The organism is Mesorhizobium sp. SARCC-RB16n, assembly GCF_008520305.1.
GTDB lineage: Bacteria > Pseudomonadota > Alphaproteobacteria > Rhizobiales > Rhizobiaceae > Mesorhizobium.
Genome location: NZ_ML703296.1, coordinates 1 through 17,777 on the forward strand (window position 1 = coordinate 1; position 17,777 = coordinate 17,777).

Annotated in this window: 18 protein-coding genes; 1 reads left to right on the top strand and 17 read right to left on the bottom strand. The window is 63.2% G+C overall.

Annotation, left to right across the window (positions count from 1 at the left end):
- Nucleotides 1-111: 111 nt before the first annotated feature.
- The 12 genes from phnE (C7I87_RS30445) to phnG form a co-directional block, all read right to left on the bottom strand.
- On the bottom strand, nt 112-1,479 hold the full coding sequence (gene phnE / locus C7I87_RS30445) for a phosphonate ABC transporter, permease protein PhnE (RefSeq protein WP_149907677.1): 1,368 nt from the start codon (nt 1,477-1,479) through the stop codon (nt 112-114).
- 3 nt (nt 1,480-1,482) lie between these two features.
- Nucleotides 1,483-2,439: a phosphonate ABC transporter, permease protein PhnE gene (gene phnE, locus C7I87_RS30450; protein WP_149907678.1), complete on the bottom strand. Its 957-nt coding sequence runs from the start codon at nt 2,437-2,439 to the stop codon at nt 1,483-1,485.
- 59 nt (nt 2,440-2,498) lie between these two features.
- Nucleotides 2,499-3,407: a phosphonate ABC transporter substrate-binding protein gene (phnD, locus tag C7I87_RS30455; RefSeq protein WP_149907679.1), complete on the bottom strand. Its 909-nt coding sequence runs from the start codon at nt 3,405-3,407 to the stop codon at nt 2,499-2,501.
- 111 nt (nt 3,408-3,518) lie between these two features.
- Nucleotides 3,519-4,376 carry a phosphonate ABC transporter ATP-binding protein gene (gene phnC, locus C7I87_RS30460; protein ID WP_149907680.1) on the bottom strand — a complete coding sequence of 286 codons (858 nt, stop codon included), beginning with the start codon at nt 4,374-4,376 and terminating at the stop codon, nt 3,519-3,521.
- A 128-nt stretch (nt 4,377-4,504) separates the two neighbouring features.
- On the bottom strand, nt 4,505-5,215 hold the full coding sequence (locus C7I87_RS30465) for a DUF1868 domain-containing protein (RefSeq protein ID WP_149907681.1): 711 nt from the start codon (nt 5,213-5,215) through the stop codon (nt 4,505-4,507).
- 134 nt (nt 5,216-5,349) lie between these two features.
- Nucleotides 5,350-5,967 (bottom strand): DapH/DapD/GlmU-related protein, encoded by a 618-nt coding sequence (locus C7I87_RS30470; RefSeq protein WP_149907682.1) that lies wholly within the window; start codon nt 5,965-5,967, stop codon nt 5,350-5,352.
- Complete coding sequence (gene phnL / locus C7I87_RS30475; protein WP_149907683.1) at nt 5,964-6,671, bottom strand: phosphonate C-P lyase system protein PhnL; 708 nt, start codon at nt 6,669-6,671, stop codon at nt 5,964-5,966. Before phnL ends, C7I87_RS30470 begins: the two co-directional genes overlap by 4 nt.
- A 205-nt stretch (nt 6,672-6,876) precedes the next feature.
- Complete coding sequence (gene phnK / locus C7I87_RS30485) at nt 6,877-7,653, bottom strand: phosphonate C-P lyase system protein PhnK (protein WP_015315654.1); 777 nt, start codon at nt 7,651-7,653, stop codon at nt 6,877-6,879.
- Entirely contained in the window at nt 7,650-8,561 is a 912-nt protein-coding gene (locus C7I87_RS30490) for an alpha-D-ribose 1-methylphosphonate 5-phosphate C-P-lyase PhnJ (RefSeq protein ID WP_149907684.1), read from the bottom strand. The genes phnK and C7I87_RS30490 overlap by 4 nt, the downstream gene beginning before the upstream one ends.
- Complete coding sequence (locus C7I87_RS30495) at nt 8,558-9,670, bottom strand: carbon-phosphorus lyase complex subunit (RefSeq protein ID WP_149907807.1); 1,113 nt, start codon at nt 9,668-9,670, stop codon at nt 8,558-8,560. Before C7I87_RS30495 ends, C7I87_RS30490 begins: the two co-directional genes overlap by 4 nt.
- 2 nt (nt 9,671-9,672) lie before the next feature.
- Complete coding sequence (gene phnH, locus C7I87_RS30500; RefSeq protein ID WP_149907685.1) at nt 9,673-10,284, bottom strand: phosphonate C-P lyase system protein PhnH; 612 nt, start codon at nt 10,282-10,284, stop codon at nt 9,673-9,675.
- A complete protein-coding gene (gene phnG / locus C7I87_RS30505; RefSeq protein WP_149907686.1) occupies nt 10,284-10,745 on the bottom strand; it encodes a phosphonate C-P lyase system protein PhnG in 462 nt (153 codons plus the stop codon). Before phnG ends, phnH begins: the two co-directional genes overlap by 1 nt.
- A gap of 118 nt (nt 10,746-10,863) precedes the next feature.
- On the opposite strand from phnG, the gene phnF reads away from it, so the two are divergent.
- Nucleotides 10,864-11,613 carry a phosphonate metabolism transcriptional regulator PhnF gene (gene phnF / locus C7I87_RS30510; protein WP_149907687.1) on the top strand — a complete coding sequence of 250 codons (750 nt, stop codon included), beginning with the start codon at nt 10,864-10,866 and terminating at the stop codon, nt 11,611-11,613.
- 7 nt (nt 11,614-11,620) lie between these two features.
- Here the strand turns inward: phnF and C7I87_RS30515 are convergent, their stop codons facing one another.
- The 5 genes from C7I87_RS30515 to C7I87_RS30535 all read right to left on the bottom strand — a co-directional run bounded on the left by C7I87_RS30515 (nt 11,621) and on the right by C7I87_RS30535 (nt 17,723).
- Entirely contained in the window at nt 11,621-12,637 is a 1,017-nt protein-coding gene (locus tag C7I87_RS30515; RefSeq protein WP_149907688.1) for a zinc-binding alcohol dehydrogenase family protein, read from the bottom strand.
- 77 nt (nt 12,638-12,714) lie between these two features.
- On the bottom strand, nt 12,715-13,683 hold the full coding sequence (locus C7I87_RS30520) for an ABC transporter permease (protein WP_149907689.1): 969 nt from the start codon (nt 13,681-13,683) through the stop codon (nt 12,715-12,717).
- A complete protein-coding gene (locus C7I87_RS30525; RefSeq protein WP_149907690.1) occupies nt 13,680-15,233 on the bottom strand; it encodes a sugar ABC transporter ATP-binding protein in 1,554 nt (517 codons plus the stop codon). The genes C7I87_RS30520 and C7I87_RS30525 overlap by 4 nt, the downstream gene beginning before the upstream one ends.
- A gap of 154 nt (nt 15,234-15,387) precedes the next feature.
- Nucleotides 15,388-16,383 carry an ABC transporter substrate-binding protein gene (locus C7I87_RS30530; protein ID WP_149907691.1) on the bottom strand — a complete coding sequence of 332 codons (996 nt, stop codon included), beginning with the start codon at nt 16,381-16,383 and terminating at the stop codon, nt 15,388-15,390.
- A gap of 341 nt (nt 16,384-16,724) precedes the next feature.
- Nucleotides 16,725-17,723, bottom strand: coding sequence for an aldo/keto reductase (locus tag C7I87_RS30535; RefSeq protein ID WP_149907692.1), 999 nt, complete (start codon nt 17,721-17,723; stop codon nt 16,725-16,727).
- Nucleotides 17,724-17,777: the final 54 nt, after the last annotated feature.

Here is a 17,777-nt window from a genome sequence, read left to right on the forward strand (position 1 = left end):
ATCAATGCCATCACTCATATGCGATAGCCCTGCCTCGTGGGGGAGATGCCCGGCAGGGCAGAGGGGGGGCGCTGTCCCGCCGGCCTTCTCGTCCGTTTCTATATTACAAAGCTATCCCTGCTGGGCCTGCAGCCTGTTGTAATCGTGGATCGTGCGGCTCAGCCGGCGGCGCAGGAAGTTGGAGATGTTGTCGAAGATGAAGACGACGAACAGGATCAGCAACACCATGTAGAAGACGTTGGCCCAGTTGGAGTTGGTGCGCATCGCTTCCCACAGTTTCAGGCCGATGCCGCCGGCGCCGACGGCGCCGATGATGGTGGCGCCGCGGGTGTTGGATTCCCACTGGTAGAGCGTCTGGCTGATGAAGATCGGGATCACTTCGGGCATCACGCCGTAGCGTTGCACCAAAAGGCCGTTGGCACCGGTCGAAAGCACCCCCTCGCGCGGCTTGTCGTCGATGTTCTCCAGGCCTTCCGAATAGACCTTACCGAGCGTGCCGATCTCGGTGAAGAAGATAGCGGCGCTACCCGCCAGCGGACCGGGACCGAAGGCGCGGGTGAAGAACAGCGCCCAGATCAGCATGTCGACCGAGCGCATGAAGTCGAAGAAGCGCTTGAGCACCTGGCTGAGCACACCGCTCGGCGTGATGTTACGCGCCGCGAAGAAGGCCAGCGGGAAGGCGACGATGCTGCCGAGCAGCGTGCCGAGGAAAGCCATGACGATGGTCTGCAAGAGCTTCGTCCAGACATCGCCATGCTGCCACTGGGCGTTGTTCCAGATGTTGTCGCCGGCCAGCGCGAGGTTCGAGGTGCCGGGCTTCAGTTCTGGCCCCGACATGATCAGCGAGATCACTTCCCCTGCTGATTTGCCGAAGAAGGGCGAGCGTGTGTCAAAGACGAAGTTCGCCCAGCCGAGAAAGCGCTTGCGCACCTTGACGCGGTCGACGGTGACGCGCACCTCGCCGACGAAGCCCATCTTGGCCACGACTTCGTCATCATGAACCGTCATCCAGTCGGGCACCGGGCCTGAGACCACCGGCTTGCCGCTGGTCAGCGCCACCGGCACTGTCTGTCCATGAGCGACAATCGTCGCATAGCCCTTGTCGAAGGTGACGGATTTGGCCTGGCCGTCGATCTGCACGGTGTAGGAACCGTCGGCGTTCTTGATAACCCAATCCGGATTTGGATTCTCGCCCAGCGCCGAAAAACGCGGATATTTGGGTGTGATCTCCGGCTGGTCGAGCCGGAATTCAGGCTGCAGATCGTAGCTGATCCATTGCGTCAGGAACAGTGGCAGCCGCTCCCAATGCGATTCGCGCAATACCTGCGGCAGGCTGAAGAACCACAAGGCGTAGACCAGATAGAGGAGAGTGCCAACGAACAGGAGCAGCGGACCGAAGCGCTTGTATGCCGGGCGCTGGAACACCTGCGGGTGGCGCGCCTCGATCGACAGAATCTCCTCGGCGGTCATGGTCGCCATGATTTACGCCCCCATCATAAAGGCTTGTTCGCCGACCAGCTTGCGACGAAGCCAGGCCGAAAACTGGTCGATGATGAAGATGGTCGTGAACAGCAGCAGCACCAGCGCCAGCGTCTTGGCGCCGAAGCCGCGCGAGATGGAGAGCTTCAATTCCTCGCCGATGCCACCGCCGCCGACGGCGCCGATGATGGTCGAGGCCCGCACGTTGATCTCGACCCGCAGCAGCGTATAGGACACGAAATTGGGCAACACCTGCGGCAGGTCGGCGAAGCGCACCCGCTCGAACCAGTTGGCGCCGACCGCAGTCAGGCCTTCCTCGGCACGCATGTCGATGTTCTCATTGATCTCGTAGAACAGCTTGCCGAGCGCGCCGATCGAATGCAGGCCGATGGCGATGATGGCGGCGATCGGACCGGTCGAGACGATTGCCGCGAACAGGCCGGCGATGACGATTTCGGGAAAGGCACGCAACAGTTCCATGAAGCGCTTGACGACCAGCCGCAGGGCCGGATGCGGCGTCAGATTGCGCGCCGCGATGAAGGAGAACGGGACTGCGAAAATGAATCCGATGAAGGTCGAGACGAGCGCCACGTTCACCGTGGTCAGCATCAATTCGAAATATTCGGGGATGTAGTATCCACCCCAGACATAGACGCGACCGAGCGGGAAATTGAATTCCTGGCTGCCGGTATCATGTGGCGAAGCGATGTCGAATAGCGCGCGCCAGACGTCGTTCCAATCCTTCGGGACCAGCCAACTCAGGAAATCCAGAAGGTGTGGCAACCGCTTGAAGAAATGCCCGGCATTGGCTTCGTCGGCGAACCACATGCTGGAAAACATCGCGGCTAGCAGCAGGCCGACGCCGAGCACGGTATAGAATCGGCGCAGCGACGTCTGGCGTCGCCAGGCATCGGCCACCTGATGGGTGGCGCCGGAGGGAGCTGTCACGGAAAGGGTCATGATCGGAGATGCAAAAAGGGCGGTACTTGATGAGGTACCGCCCCTTTGCGATTTCGCCGTTAGCCGCCGATGGCTGCCTTACGGGCTTCGACGATGACGCTGTAGAAGTCGGGCTTCACCGGAACGTAGCCGGTGAAATCTCCGCCTTCGACGCCTTCGAAGCAGGCCTTGTCCTTATTGGGCAGTTCGGTGAAGAAGGCGGCCAGCTTTGTGGCCATCTCGTCGCCAATCGCCGTGCGCACGACGAGCGGGCCGTTCGGGATCAGGCCCGAGCGCCAAACCTCGACGAAGTCGTTCGGGTCGACGGCACCCTTGGCGACCACCTTGTGGAAGGTGCCCGAGGTGAAGCCGTTCTTGAAGTCGCCGATGCCCGAGGAATCGTCGACGGAGACATCAACCTTGCCGTCGCGCAGGGCGAGGATGTTGTTCTCGTGGCCGCCGTTGAACTGGGTCGAGGCGAAGAAGGCCTCGTTCGAGGCGCCGGTGGTCTTCGGAATCTGGGTCAGCGGGATCAGATAGCCGGAGGTCGAATCCGGGTCGGCATAGCCGAGCTTCTTGCCCTTGGCCGACTTAATGTCGGTGATCCCCGAGGTCTTCAGCGCCAGGCCGATCGAATAATAGCCGGTGGAGCCGTCGGTCTGCTTGGTGGTGAGGATCGGGGTAACCGCCTTCGGATCCTTGAGATAGACGCTGGCGTAGCCGGAAGCGCCGAGTTCGGCGAAGTCGAGCGTGCCGCCGAGCAGGCCCTGGATGACGCCGTCATAGTCGGCGGCCGGGAAAAGCGAAACCTTTTCGAAGCCGAATTCGGCCTTCAGGTGATCGGCCAGGCACTGATAGTTGCGCAGCCGGTCGGTTTCGTTTTCACCGCCGAGAATGCCGACGCGAAATTCCTTCATATCGGCGGCGTGGGCCATGCTGGTGGCCATGGCGAGCACCGAAACGGCACCGAAAACCATCTTCCTGAACATTGATATCTCTCCTGTAAGTTCCGGCCCCGCGCCGGCAGCGTTCTTGATTTTGACAAGTGCCCTTGACGCGGGCGGACGATCCAGGCTGCTCGCTATTGGCCCGCAATGGGCTCAGTATCCCGGGAATGCGGGTTCGAGCGGTCCGGCGGATGCGGCGATTTTCTGCTTGAAGGCAACGCTGGTGGAGGTGATGACCTCCGATATCTCGCCGCCATTGCTGTCGGCGCCGTAGACGAGACGCACGGCTTCGCGGTCGAGCTCTTCGGGCGGCCCGTCGAAGACGACCTTGCCGGCTGCCATGCCGATGATGCGGTTGCAATAGGTGCGGGCGGTATCCAGCGTATGCAGGTTGGTGACGACGGTGATGCCTTCGCGCAGATTGATGTCCTGCAGCGAATCCATCACCACCTTGGCGTTGAGCGGGTCGAGCGAGGCGATCGGCTCGTCGGCGAGGATCACCTTGGGCTGCTGCATCATGGCGCGGGCGATGGCGACACGCTGCTGCTGGCCGCCCGACAAGGTGCCGGCGGGCTGAAGTGCCGTACGGGCGATGTCGAGCCGCTCGAGCGCGGCGACCGCCTCCGCGCACTCGGCGCGCGAGAACATGCCGAGAAGGTTGGACATGGTCGAACGGTGGTTCAGTTTGCCAAGCAGCACGTTGGTCAGCACGTCGAGGCGCGGCACCAGGTTGAACTGCTGGAAGATCATGGCGCAGTCGCGCTGCCAGCGCCGCAGGGGCGAGCCGCGCAACTGGGAGACCTCGGCGCCGTCAAAAAAAATCGACCCCTGGCTGGGGTCGACAAGACGGTTGATCATGCGAAGAAGAGTGGATTTGCCGGCACCCGAACGACCGATCACGCCGACCATCTGCCCCTGCGGGATCGAGATGTTGACGTCGCTGACGGCGGTGTTCTTGCCAAATCGTCGGCTGACACCGCGAATTTCGAGCGTGGCAGAGGTTGCTGGCATGGCAGGTTCCAGTCCGGACCTATTGATCGTCAGGCTCTCGCCTAACGCAACCACATGAACCTGCCGTGTCGCGATGATGTCAGTTTTGTTACGCTCCACAGGCGTGATGACCGGCACCTTGCGGGCAATCAGCCGAGCACCAGCAACTCCTCGAAATGCTTCATGTCGCGGAAGGCGCAGAAGGCGGGGGCCTTGATCTCGATCACCGGCGCCTGCCGCGCGAAAAGCGCCAGGCAATCATCGAAAAGCACCTGCCATGCGGCGGCCCGATCATCTGCAAGACGCTGGATCTGATAGGCGAAGGTGATGTGGAAGACGTAAGCGTCGTGATCGGGGTGCCGGTAGCCGAACGGCACGGTAAGCGCATCGCGCCATTCACGCATGATGCGCACGTCCTCGTCGGTCGCGCCGGCAACGGTGAGACCGGTCGGCAGGACTTCGACCACCTTGATACTGAAAGGGCCGGCGCCCTCGAAACCCTTCAGGCGCTCCAGATAGAGGCGGGTCATGGCGTCGATTCCGGTGTCGAGCGGCACGTCCCGCGGCCAGAAGGGCAAGCGGCGGCGATATTCGATGATGCCCTGGAACAACGTCATGTGCAGGCTGGAGACCGGCGTGAAGGCGAGGCGGTCGGCATCGGGCATTGCCATCATCCGATTGCGGACAGCGAGAACCACTGCTTCGGAGGGCGAGCCGCTGACCAGATGGCTGACGACGGTATTGCCGGGCTCGAGGAGAAAGTTGCCCGACACGTCGTAGCGCGTGCCAAGGTGCGGCGGCGGCGACGGATTGGAGCCGGCAAAGAAGCCGGCGAGCGAGGGTCTGACGGTGTCGAGCATGGCGATCTCCTTGGGAGATGGCGTCCTGTCCGAATCGTATGTCAGGGATATGAACAGGCTCGCCCTATGACGATGATGTGAGAGCTCTGTCTCTTTGCCTGACGCAACCGGTTCCCAGTTTTCCTGGAATTGCCCTATCCCTCGTACTTCTCCAGGAACGCCTCGGCCGATAGTTCGCGAAAGTCGTCGAGCGAGGCGCGGAGCCTGGCATGGTCCCAGTCCCACCAGGCGAGCGCCTGGTAGCGTTCAGCGGTGTGGCGGTCGAAGCGCTCGCGGATCGGTTTGGCCGGCACGCCGGCGACGATGGTGTAGGGCGGGACATCTTTCGATACGACCGCGCCGGCACCAACCGCGGCGCCGTCACCGACGGTGACGCCGGGCAGGACGGTCGAGCCGTGGCCGAGCCAGGTGTCGTGGCCGATGGTGACGCGTTTGGCGCGACGCTCGGCGAAGAATTCGCTCTCGTGCTCGGCGTCGTCCCAATAGTCCGACGCGCGGTAGGTGAAGTGGTGCAGCGTCGGCCGCCAGGTCGGGTGGTTGGTGGCGTTGAGGCGCACGCTGGCCGCGATGTTGGCAAATTTGCCGATCGTCGCGCACCAGACCGCGCAGTCCTGCATCATGTAGGAATAGTCGCCGAGCTGACTTTCCGAGACCCGGCTGCGGTCGGCGATCTCGGTCCAGCGGCCGAGCGTCGAGTTGTGCACCTCCGCCGTCGGATGCACCAGCGGCGTTTCCGACAATTTCCTGGTCATGCGGCGAGTTTTCCCGGAGCGAAGGCGGTGACGTCGATGACCCTGTCGGCCACCGCCTCGCGCACTTCGTGGTCATGGAAGATGCCGAGCAAGGCGACGCCTGCCGCCTTCTTGGCGGCGATGAGTTCGATCACCACGTCGCGGTTCGTTGCGTCGAGCGATGCGGTCGGCTCGTCGAGCAGCAGGATAGGGTGCTCGGTGATGAAGCCGCGCGCGATGTTGACGCGCTGCTGCTCGCCGCCGGAGAAGGTTGCCGGCGGCAGCATCCAGAGCTTTTCCGGCAGATTGAGCTGGGCCAGCAAGGCGCGTGCCTTGGCTCGGGCTGCCTCGCGCTCCTCGCCGCGTTCAACCAGTGGTTCTGCGACGACATCGAGAGCGGAGACGCGCGGCACGGTGCGCAGGAACTGGCTGACATAGCCGATCGTTTGCCGGCGAACGGAAAGCACCGTGCGCGGGCTGGCACGGGCGAGATCGATCAACCCGTCCTCGTGCGTGACGATGATCTGGCCTTCGTCGACGGCGTAGTTGCCGTAGAGCATCTTCAGGATCGAGCTCTTGCCGGCACCGGACGGACCGCCGAGCACGGTGCATTCACCCGCCTTGATCGAGAACGAGACGCCGGCGACGACAGGCAATTTGATGCCGTCACGCAGATGCATGGTGAAGCTTTTGGCGACGTCGGAGACAACGAGTGGGGTCGGCATCAGAAGGTTCTCCAATCGTCAATCGTCGGCGGGACAGCGCCCCCTGCCTTGCCAGGCATCTCCCCCTCAAGGGGGGAGATCGGCTGTCGCATTCGTCGTCGCCAAACTGCTGTATTGTAGAATAGGCGGGACATGGAAACTGCCAATCTCCCCCCTTGAGGGGGAGATGTCCGGCAGGACAGAGCGGGGTGTTCAAGCGCCATCGTCAAACCTGCAAAATCGAAGAAACAAGCAATTGCGTGTAGGGGGCGCGCGGGTCGTCGAGCACGCGATCGGTGAGGCCGCTTTCGACGACGCGGCCGTCCTTCATCACCATCATGCGCTGCGACAGAAGCCGCGCGACGGCGAGGTCGTGGGTGACGACGATGGCCGCAAGACCAAGGTCGGTGACCAGACCGCGCAAGAGATCAAGCAGGCGCGCCTGCACCGAGACGTCGAGGCCGCCGGTCGGTTCGTCCATGAACACCAGCCGTGGCCCGGTGACGAGGTTGCGGGCGATCTGCAGGCGCTGGCGCATGCCGCCGGAAAAGGCGCGGGGTTCGTCGTCGATGCGGTCTTCCTCGATCTCGACGCGCGACAGCCAGTCGACAGCCGTGGCGCGGATCTTGCCGTAATGGCGGTCGCCGACCGCCATCAGACGCTCGCCGACATTGGCGCCGGCAGACACCGTCATGCGCAGGCCATCGGCCGGATTCTGATGGACAAAGCCCCAGTCGGTGCGCATCAGGAAGCGGCGCTCGGCCTCGCTCATGCGGTAGAGTTCGCGGAACTGGCCGTCACGCATGCGGTAGCTCGCGGTGCCGGAGGACGGCAGCAGCCGCGTCGACAGGCAGTTGAGCAGCGTCGTCTTGCCGGAGCCAGATTCGCCGACGACCGCCAGAACCTCGCCCGGCCACAGGTCGAAGGAGACATTGTCGCAGCCGACGCGCGAGCCATAGAATTTCGACAGCGCCGAGACGCGCAGCAGCGGTTCGTCGGTCATCGCGCCGGCTCCATGTTTCCTGGGGCAAGATCGGTTTCGGGGGCAAGGTGACCGCGATGGCCGTCTGCTCGCCGCTTCTCGCAGTAATCGGTGTCGGAGCAGACGAACATGTGGCCGCCGTGGTCGTCGAGGATGACCTCGTCGAGATAGACATTCTCGGCCGCGCACAGCGCGCAGGGCTGGTCGAAAGTCTGCACTTCGAACGGATGATCCTCGAAGTCGAGGCTGACCACATCGGTGAAAGGCGGCACCGCATAGATGCGCTTTTCGCGGCCGGCGCCGAACAGCTGCAAGGCCGGCGAGCGGTGCATCTTGGGATTGTCGAATTTCGGCGTCGGCGACGGGTCCATCACATAGCGGCCCTCGACCTTGACCGGATAAGCATAGGTGGTGGCGATGCGCCCGTGCTTGGCGATGTCCTCGTAGAGCTTCACATGCATGAGGCCGTATTCCTCCAGCGCATGCATTTTGCGCGTCTCGGTCTCGCGCGGTTCGAGGAAGCGCAGCGGCTCGGGGATCGGCACCTGATAGACCAGCACCTGGCCCGCGGTGAGCGGATGTTCGGGGATGCGATGGCGGGTCTGGATGATGGTGGCGGCGGCGGTATCGGTCGTTACCGCGACATTGGCTACTTTCTTGAAGAAGGCGCGGATCGAGACCGCGTTGGTGGTGTCATCGGCGCCCTGGTCGATGACCTTCAGCACGTCATCGGGGCCGATGATCGATGCAGTGACCTGGACGCCGCCGGTGCCCCAGCCATAAGGCATCGGCATTTCGCGCGAGGCGAACGGCACCTGATAGCCGGGGATGGCGATGCCCTTGAGGATCGCGCGGCGGATCATCCGCTTGGTCTGCTCGTCAAGATAGGCGAAGTTGTAGGTGGCGATGTCGGTCGGTTGCGCAGTCATTCCGCTGCGTCCTTCTTTTCTTCCGCCTTCGGCGGATTCTCGCGCGCCTCATACTCGGCGCGCATGCGGCGCACGAGGTCGAGCTCGGCCTGGAAATCGACATAGTGCGGCAGCTTCAGGTGCTCAACGAAGCCGGTCGCCTGGACATTGTCGGAATGCGAGATGACGAATTCCTCGTCCTGGGCGGCGGCAACGATGTCCTCGCCGAGCTCCGAGGCGCGCAGGGCGCGGTCGCAGAGCGCCATGGCCATCGCCTTGCGCTCGCTCTGGCCGAAGACGAGACCGTAGCCGCGGGTGAATTGCGGCGGCGCCTTGGCCGAGCCCTTGAACTGGTTGACCATCTGGCATTCGGTGACCCGCACCGTGCCGAGCGGCACGGCGAAAGGCAGTTCGGGAACGTCAAGCTCCAGCTGGACCTCGCCGATGCGGATCTCGCCGACGAAGGGATGGTTGCGGGCATAGCCACGCTGCGTGGAATAGCCTAACGCCAGCAGAAATCCCTCGTCGCCGCGCGACAGCGCCTGCAGGCGGATGTCGCGCGCCATCGGGAATTCCAGCGGCTCTCGCGTGATGTCGCCGGGAATGTGATCCTGCGGCATGTCGCCATCGGGCTCGATCAGGCCTTCGCGGGCGAGGATGGCCGAGACACGCGGCATGGCCTCGGCCTCGCCGGTGCGCTGCAACGGTTCTGCGACATCGGCGCCGGCGGCAAGCTCCGGGTCGAGCAGGCGGTGCGTGTAGTCGAAGGTCGGACCGAGCAGCTGGCCGCCAGGCAAGTCCTTGTAAGTCGCCGAGACCCGCCGTTCGACCAGCATCGCGCTGGTGTCGATCGGACTGCTGTAACCGAACCGCGGCAGCGTGGTGCGGTAGGCGCGCACCAGGAAGATCGCCTCGATCATGTCGCCGCGCGCCTGGACGATAGCGAGTGCCGCCAATTCACGGTCATAGAGCGAGCCTTCGCTCATCACCCTGTCGACACCGAGCGCCAGCTGTTCGACGATCTGGTCGAGGCGCAGTGCCGGCACCGAGCGGTCGCCGCGCCGGCGGTCGGCAAGCAGGCTGTGAGCGTTGGCAATGGCGGCTTCGCCACCTTTTACCGCGACATACATCTTCAAGCCCCCATCGTTTTGATGCGCGTCGTGCGCGGCAGGCAGGCTACGCCTTCCGATGTGGCGAGGACGATGTCGACGCCGCGCGGAAAGCGCTTGTTGTTTTGCTTCCATTGCTCGACGAAATGGCGCGGCATCTGTGCCGGTGCGATCGTCGCGTTCGTTTCGATGCCGGGGCCTTCCAACAGCAGCGGGGTCCCTGAAACGAGGTCGCCGACCTGGAGGACCAGCGTCGTCGATCGGTCGGGATAGTCCTGGGTGCCTTGCGAAAAACCGTCGAGCGCCATCATCTCGGCCGGCGTGGCGACAAACGCGAAATGCGCGTCGGCTGATGTGTTGGCCAGCGGCGCGCCCGTGTGGAAGCCAAGCCAGGACCCGATCGCGGCGGAGGCATGCAGGGCCGGGTCGAGCCAGAGTGGCGTGTCGTTGTCGCACAGCGCCAGGGCAATGGCGCCTGATGTCGCCGAGAACGGCGCCGGCGGACGGGCCAGGGCCGGCAAAGGCTGCACTGTGCCGGGCCGAGCCATCGCGTCCATGACGGCGCGAAAAACAGTCTGGGCGTTGAAGACCGGATCGGCGAAGCCGCCCTCGATCGATTGCGCAGCGATATCCATCAATCTTCTCCGCGGACCATGGTGAAGAAATCCACCTTCGTTGCCGCCGTCTCGGCGTGGCGTTTTTCGTGGGCAGCAGTCAGAGCCGAGCGTAAGGGCGTAATGAGCATGGTCTCGACCTCGGTGCGGCGGGCAGGATCCTGCCAGAGCGCGTCGGCGACGGCTGCTAGCTTCGCCTTCTGCTTGTCGCGGCCAAGCGCGTAGCAATGGCCGACCTGGCCGGATGGCAGCCGGACCGTGGCGCGGGTGACGGTCGCTTCGCCGACATTGAAGGGCGCGCCGCCGCCGCCGATGCGGCCACGCAGCGTGACCAGGCCGGTCTCGGGGCCGCGCAGCAGCTTAGCTTGCGAAGGCAGGCCGGCCTCGTTCCAGAGCCGCACGATGTCGTCGCCGCTGGATCGCGCCAAGGTGTCCATGGCGGCCTTGCGCTCCGCCTGGTCGCGGGCTTCCTGTCCTCGCATCGCCAATTTTCCTCTTCGCTAAATTTGTCTATTGATATAGACAACTATACAAATTATACATATTACCTAACGCGAGTCCATGACGGGTGCGTGACAGGATTGGCCGGGGGGCAAAAACATGATCGGGCAGCAAGTGGCCGATAGCATCGAGCGGCGCAGCGGTGTCTCACTGTGGCGCCAGATTGCCGACAGGATCCTGCAATCGATCGCCGCTGGTGATTTCATCGAGAATGCCGCGCTGCCGCCCGAGGTCGCACTGGCGGAACGTTATGGCGTCAACCGCCACACCGTGCGCAGCGCCATATCGGCCCTGGTGCAGGAGGGCGTGTTGCGGGCCGAACAGGGGCGCGGCACCTTCGTCTTGTCACGCAAGCGGCTGTCCTATCCGATCGGCGCGCGTACGCGCTTCTCGGCGGGCCTGCAGGGGCAGACGTCGGAACGGCACATCGTGCTGCTCGCTTCATCGATCGAGCCAGCCAGCCAGCGTGTCGCAGAGGGCCTTGGCCTTGCGAGGGGCGCTGGCGCGATGCGGCTGGAAACACGGGGCGAGGCCGATGGACGGCCAGTGTCGCGCGCCGCCAGTTGGTTCGATGCCAGGCGCTTTGCCGGCATCGATGCCGCGATGGCCGAGACCGGGTCGATCACGGCGTCGCTCGCTCGTTTCGGCATCGACGATTATCTTCGGCAATCCACCGTGCTCTCGGCGCGCCATGCCGATGCCGCCGATCTCGCCGACCTTGACCTGCAGCCGGGTGCCATCGTGCTGGTCACGGTGGCGGTCAACGTCACGCCCGACGGCCGGCCGATCCAGTTTTCGGAGTCACGTTTTCCTGCGGAGCGGGTGGAGCTGAAGCTCTCGGCGCTGTGACGCCTGGTTATCCGATCTCGATCACAGCCTTGATCAGGCCCGACTTTTCATGCGCCCAGTGAGCGACATCCCCTGGCGTATCGGCCAGCGTTGTGCGGTGGGTGACGAGCTTGGCCAACGGCACGGCGCCGTTGCGGATCGAGGCGGCGACGTGATCGAAGTCGGCGCGCAACGCGTTGCGGCTGCCCACCAATGTCATTTCGCGCTTATGGAATTCGGGGTCGGAAAAGACGATGTCGTCCTTGACGACGCTGACCAGCACCAGCGTGCCGCCATGCGCGACGTGGGCGAAGGCCGATTGCACCGACCGGGTGTTGCCGGTGGCGTCGAAGACCACGTCGAACCCTTCGCCGTCGGTCGCGTCCTTGACCAAATCCGCCGCCGTGCCACGCGAGCCGTCGAGCGTCTGGAAGCCGAGTTCGCCCTCGGCAAAATCCAGCCGCTCGGTGCTCATATCGAGCAGCGTCACGTCAAGCCCGGCGATGCGGGCGAAGATGGCGGTGCCAAGTCCGATCGGCCCGGCGCCGATAACCAGCGCGCGGGCGCCAGGCTCTGCCCGCGCGCGCCGCACGGCATGGGCGCCGATGGCCAGGAATTCGACGGCGGCGGCGTCGGCGGGCGACAGGCCGTTGGTGGGATAGAGATTCTCAGCTGGCACCAGGATCTGTTCGCACATGGCGCCGTCGCGGTGCACGCCGAGCACTTCGATCCTGACGCAGCAATTTGGCTTGCCGTGCCGGCAGGCGATGCATTTGCCGCAGGAGAGATAGGGGTTGATGATCACCGGTTCGCCAAGCGCGAGGTCGACGCCTTCGCCCGTCTCGATCACGGTGCCGGAGACCTCGTGGCCCATGATGCGGGGATAGGCGAGGAATGGGTGCTTGCCCTCGAAGATATGGTAGTCGGTGCCGCAGATGCCGACATGGCTGACCGCGACCAGCGCCCAGCCGGGAGGCGGCTGGGAGGGTACGGGACGGTCTTCCAGAACGAGTTCGCCGGGCGAGCGGCAGACGACGGCTTTCATGTTTCAGTCCATTTTGGGTTTACGAAAACGCCGGCCCGTTTTGATACCGGGCCGGCGATCGACCTTCGGTTCGTTGACTACTTGCCGCCGCGACGGCGCAGCCCGTCGAAATAGACAATGACGATGATCAGCACGCCGGTGATGACACGCTGCCAGAAGGCATTGACGTTCAGCAGGTTGGCGCCGTTGTTGATGGTGGCGAGAATGAAGGCGCCGAGCAGCGGCCCATGCACGGAGCCGACCGCGCCGAACAGTGAGGTGCCGCCGATCACCGACGAGGCGATCGCCTGCAGTTCCCAGCCTTCGGCCTGGGTCGGATTGCCGATGCCGATGCGCGAAGCCAAGAGTACGCCGACGAATGCCGCGCAGAGACCCGACAGCGTGTAGGCCATGAAGATGGTGCGCTGGACATTGACGCCGGACAGGCGCGAGGCCTCGGCGTTCGACCCGACCGAGAACAGGTACCGGCCCCAGCGGCTGTGATGCAGGAATACATAGGCGGGTATGCCAACCAGAAGGACCATCCAGAACAGATTGGGAATGCCGAGGAAGGAGTTGCGCGAGAATTCCTGGAAAGCATCATTGTTGATCGAAATCGAATTGCCGTTGGTCATCAAAAGGCCAATGCCGCGCAGCGATGTCAGGGTCGCCAGCGTGATGATGAAGGGCGGCAGGCCCATCTTGACGATGCCAAAACCATGGAAGAGGCCGATGGCGACGCCGACCAGCAGGGTGAGCAGGATGGCAAAGAAGACCGGGACGCCGGCATTGATCAGCATCGCGGCGATGACGGTGGCGAAGCCGACCACGGCGCCGACCGACAGATCGATGCCGCCGGTGATGATGACGAAGGTCTGGCCGACAGCCAGAATGGCGATCATCGAACCCTGACGCAGCAGATTCGAGATGTTGTTGGCCGACGCGAAGCTCGATGTGGAGAACGACAGGATGACCCACAGCAGCACCAGCAGCGCCAGCAGCGTCAGTCCGAACAGGGCGTTGTAATTGCGCTTTGGTTTTTCGGCGGGAATCGCCTCGGTGCTCATGTCTTTCCTCCCAGCTTTTCTTGTTTCTCGGCGAGCGCCTGTGTGAGAATGTCCTCGTGATCGGCGGTGTGGAACCCGTGCGTAGCCACCAGCTTGCCGCGGCGGAACACGTGCAGCGTGTCGGCCAGTTCATAGACTTCCGGCAAATAGGACGAGATCAGGATGATGCCGGCGCCCTTCGACAAGAGCGCGCTGAACAGGCGGTAGATTTCGGCCTTGGTGCCGACATCCACGCCAACCGTCGGCTCGTCGAAGATGAACAGCTTGGCGCCATGCGCCAGCCATTTGCCGATGACGATCTTCTGCTGATTGCCGCCCGACAGGCTCGAGGCCAAAGCATTGCGGGTCGGCGTCTTGATCCTGAGATCGGCGATCTGGCGGTCGGCCTGGGTCTTTTCCTGTGCTCCGGAGATCAAGAGATTGTTGGAGATGCGCTTGTAGATCGGCAAGTTGAGGTTGAGGCCGACCGGCAAATTGAGGCAGAGGCCCTGGTCGCGGCGGCTTTCCGGCGCCAGCGCCATGCCGAGCTTGATGGCGTCATGCTCGGAATTGACCTGGACATCCTTGCCTTCCCACAGGATCTGGCCGGCCGATTTGCGGTGGCGACCGTAGAGCGTGGTGACGAATTCGCTGCGTCCAGCGCCGATCAGGCCATAGAGCCCGACGATCTCGCCGGCGCGGACCGTCATCGACACGTTTTCGAAGCCCTTGCCCGAGAGGTTCCTGGCCTCGATGATCGCGGCACCCGGAGTGAAATGCTCCTTGTGGTAGATTTGTTCGATCGAGCGGTTGATCATCAGCTTGACGAGTTCAGCGTCATTGGTCTCACTGATATTCCTGGTGCCGACCAGCGTGCCGTCGCGCAGCACGGACACACGATCGGCCAGCTCGAAGACTTCCTCCATGCGGTGGCTGATGTAGATGATCGTCACGCCCTCTGACTTCAGCCGGCGGATCAGGGTGAAGAGCTGGTCGGCCTCCTTGCGGGTCAGGTAAGCGGTCGGCTCGTCGAAGATCAGAAATTTGGTGCCACGCACCGTGGCACGGGCGGCAGCGATCAGTTGTTGCTGGCCGATGGTGAGGTCGCCGAGAGTGACATGGGCGGGCAGGTCGAAGCCGAGACCGTCGATGATCTTCTGCGCCTCCCTGACCATGGCGCGCTGCTGCAGGATGCCGAAGCGCGAATTTTCCTCCCCGAGGAACATGTTGGCGGCGACGGTCAGATGACGGCAGAGCACAACTTCCTGGTGGACGGCGTTGATGCCCAGCGCCATCGCCTCGTGCGGGGTTGCGAGCGCCGCCGGCTTGCCCTCCCAGATTACCTCGCCGGAGGTGCGCGGCATGACGCCGGTCAGGAGCTTGATCAGGGTGGATTTTCCGGCCCCATTCTCGCCGACGATGGCGTGGATCTCACCGGCCTTGAAAGCGAGGGTCACCGGCTTCAGCGCATGGGTGCCCGGATATTTCTTCTCGAGGCCGCGCAGTTCCAGGATCGTCCTGCCGGGCTCCAGAACGGGGGCAGGGTGCAGGTCTTGCGCCGTCGATGTCATGACAATCCTCCCAGATTGGCCTCACGATTTGACACGCTGCGAGGCTTTGAAACTCTCGCCAAAGCAGCCTAGCCCAAGGCGGCGGATTTCCAAGCGTTATGCGTGTTGTTTCCGGGGCAACGAAGCCCCGGAAACAGTGCGCCTGCGCCGATGCTTACTTGAGCTTCGGGTTCAGCAGTGCGTCGATCTTCGGTTCCTTCATATTGGCCTTGGTGACGAGATTTGCGCCGGTGTCGACATTGGCTTCGACCTTCTCGCCCTTCGAAGCCGCGAGCGCGGTCTTGATGCCGTCATAGCCCATCCGGTAAGGATCCTGCACGACGAGGCCGGAAATGACGCCGTCATTCAGGAATTTGATCAGCTTCTCGTCGCTGTCGAAACCGATCAGCGCGACCTTGCCGGCAAGCTTGTTCTCGGCGATCGCCTGGCCGACGCCCTGCGCCATGATCAGATTGGACGCGAAGATACCCTTCAGGTCCGGATTGGCGGTGATCAGGTCGGTGGCGATGTTGAGGCCGGTGGTGGCCTGGCCGTCGGCATATTTGTCGGCGATCAGTTCAAGGCCGGGGTACTTGGCCTTGAGTTCTTCCTTGAAACCCTGAGCGCGCTGCTCGAGCGAGCCGGCGCCGGGAAGTGCGGTGATCAGCGCAACCTTGCCTTCGATCTTGCCGCCATTGGCGGCGCCGATGGCAGCCGCAAGACCGTCCGCCGCGACGCGGCCGCCCTGTACGTTGTCGGTGGTGAGGAACGAGGTGAAGGCCTTGGAGTCGGCGCTGGAGTCGATGCCGATGATCTTGACCTTGGCGGCGGCCTCGTCGATCGGCTTGCCGAGCGCCTTGGCTTCCGTCGGCGCAATAACGACAGCGGCCGGGTTGCCGGCGACGGCGTTCTCGAGGATGGAGATCTGGCCGTTGACGTCGGTTTCAGCCTGGGCGCCGAGTTCCGGAACGTTGACGCCGAGGTCCTTGCCGGCCTTGCGGGCGCCGGCCAGAACGATCTGCCAGTAGAAGGACGTGGTGTCCTTGACAATGATCGGAATGGTCACGTCCGCCGCCGAAACCGGTGCGGTATGCATGACGCCGGCGAGCATCGATGCTGCCGCCAGGGCCATGACGGCGCGGCGGTTGAGAATGCTGGTCACAAATTTCATAGGATCCTCCCTAAGTCGCCTGGTGAACGTTCACGGAAGCCCGGTTCGGATAGGCGTGGCCCAAACAGAACTTTATCAATAAAAAACAGTTGCGCTGTTTTGATAGTGCATCAATCCAGCCGATGCAAGCGGTGTTTCCAGTCAGTCCTCCCGACGGCCCGACAATGACCCACCCATCACCGCGGCTCACTGTCTTGTCTTAGTCGGGCGCTCCCGTTTCCGTTCCACGCGGTATGGAATATTAATTCCACCCACCAGTCAACATGGAATGTTCATTCTTTTCCGAGGTCGCAACATTGTGAAGCTGGCCCGCGATCCTGTGCGCATTGCGAATGCGCGCTTCAAGACAGTTCCTGCACCACCGTATAGGGACGATACTTGGCATATTCCGTCTCCGGCACGTCGATATCGAGCAGTTCGAGGTTGCGCGTCAGGTTCGCCAATTTTGCCGTGCCGGTCAGCACGGTGGCGACCACAGGCTCATGCAAAGGAAACTGGAACGCGGCGGCCGCCAGCGGGTAGCCGCCTTCACCGGCGATGTTCTCCATGGCATCGACACGGTCGAGCACATCGTGGCTGGCGGGTTGGTAGTCGAAATGCGCGCCTTGCACCGGCCCGGTTGCCAATATGCCCGAGTTGAAAACGCCGCCGATAACCAGCGACGTCTGCCGCGCACGGCACAGCGGCAGCAGTTCGGCTTCCGCGCTGCGGTCGAGCAACGAATAGCGGCTGGCGAGCAGGATGCAGTCGAGCGGCGCCCGTCGCATGACGTCAAGGCAGATCTGGACTTCGTTGACGCCAAGTCCGTAGGCGGAAATCGTCCCTGCACGCTTCAGCTCTTCGAGCGCCTTAAGCCCGCCATCCATTAGCTGGCGAAGGTGCAGCTTGGTCTTCTCGACGCCATGCGTGTAGGCGCCGATGTCGTGCACATAAAGGATATCGATCTTGTTCAGACCAAGCCGCGCATAGCTGAAATCGACCGACCGCATGATGCCGTCATAGGAATAATCGTAGTCCAGCGCGAAGGGCAGCGGATCGACATAGGAATGGTCCGGCACTTGGTCTTCCGGCACCGGACGGAACAGGCGGCCGACCTTGGTCGACAGCACGTAGGAATCGCGTGGCTTGTAGCGCAGGAAGTCGCCGAAGCGACGCTCCGACAGGCCGAAACCGTAGAAGGGCGCGGTGTCGAAATAACGCAAGCCCGCTTCCCAGGCGCCTTGCAGCGTTTCCATCGCCGCTTCGCGCGAACAAGCGCGGTAGAGGCCGCCGATCGCGGCGCCGCCGAAGCTGATCTCGGTGACCTCCAGCGCTGTCTGGCCGATGCGGCGTCTTTCCATGCACCACCTCCCCGTGGCCGACCGTTGTGCGGCTCGGCAAGTTTACCAGATATG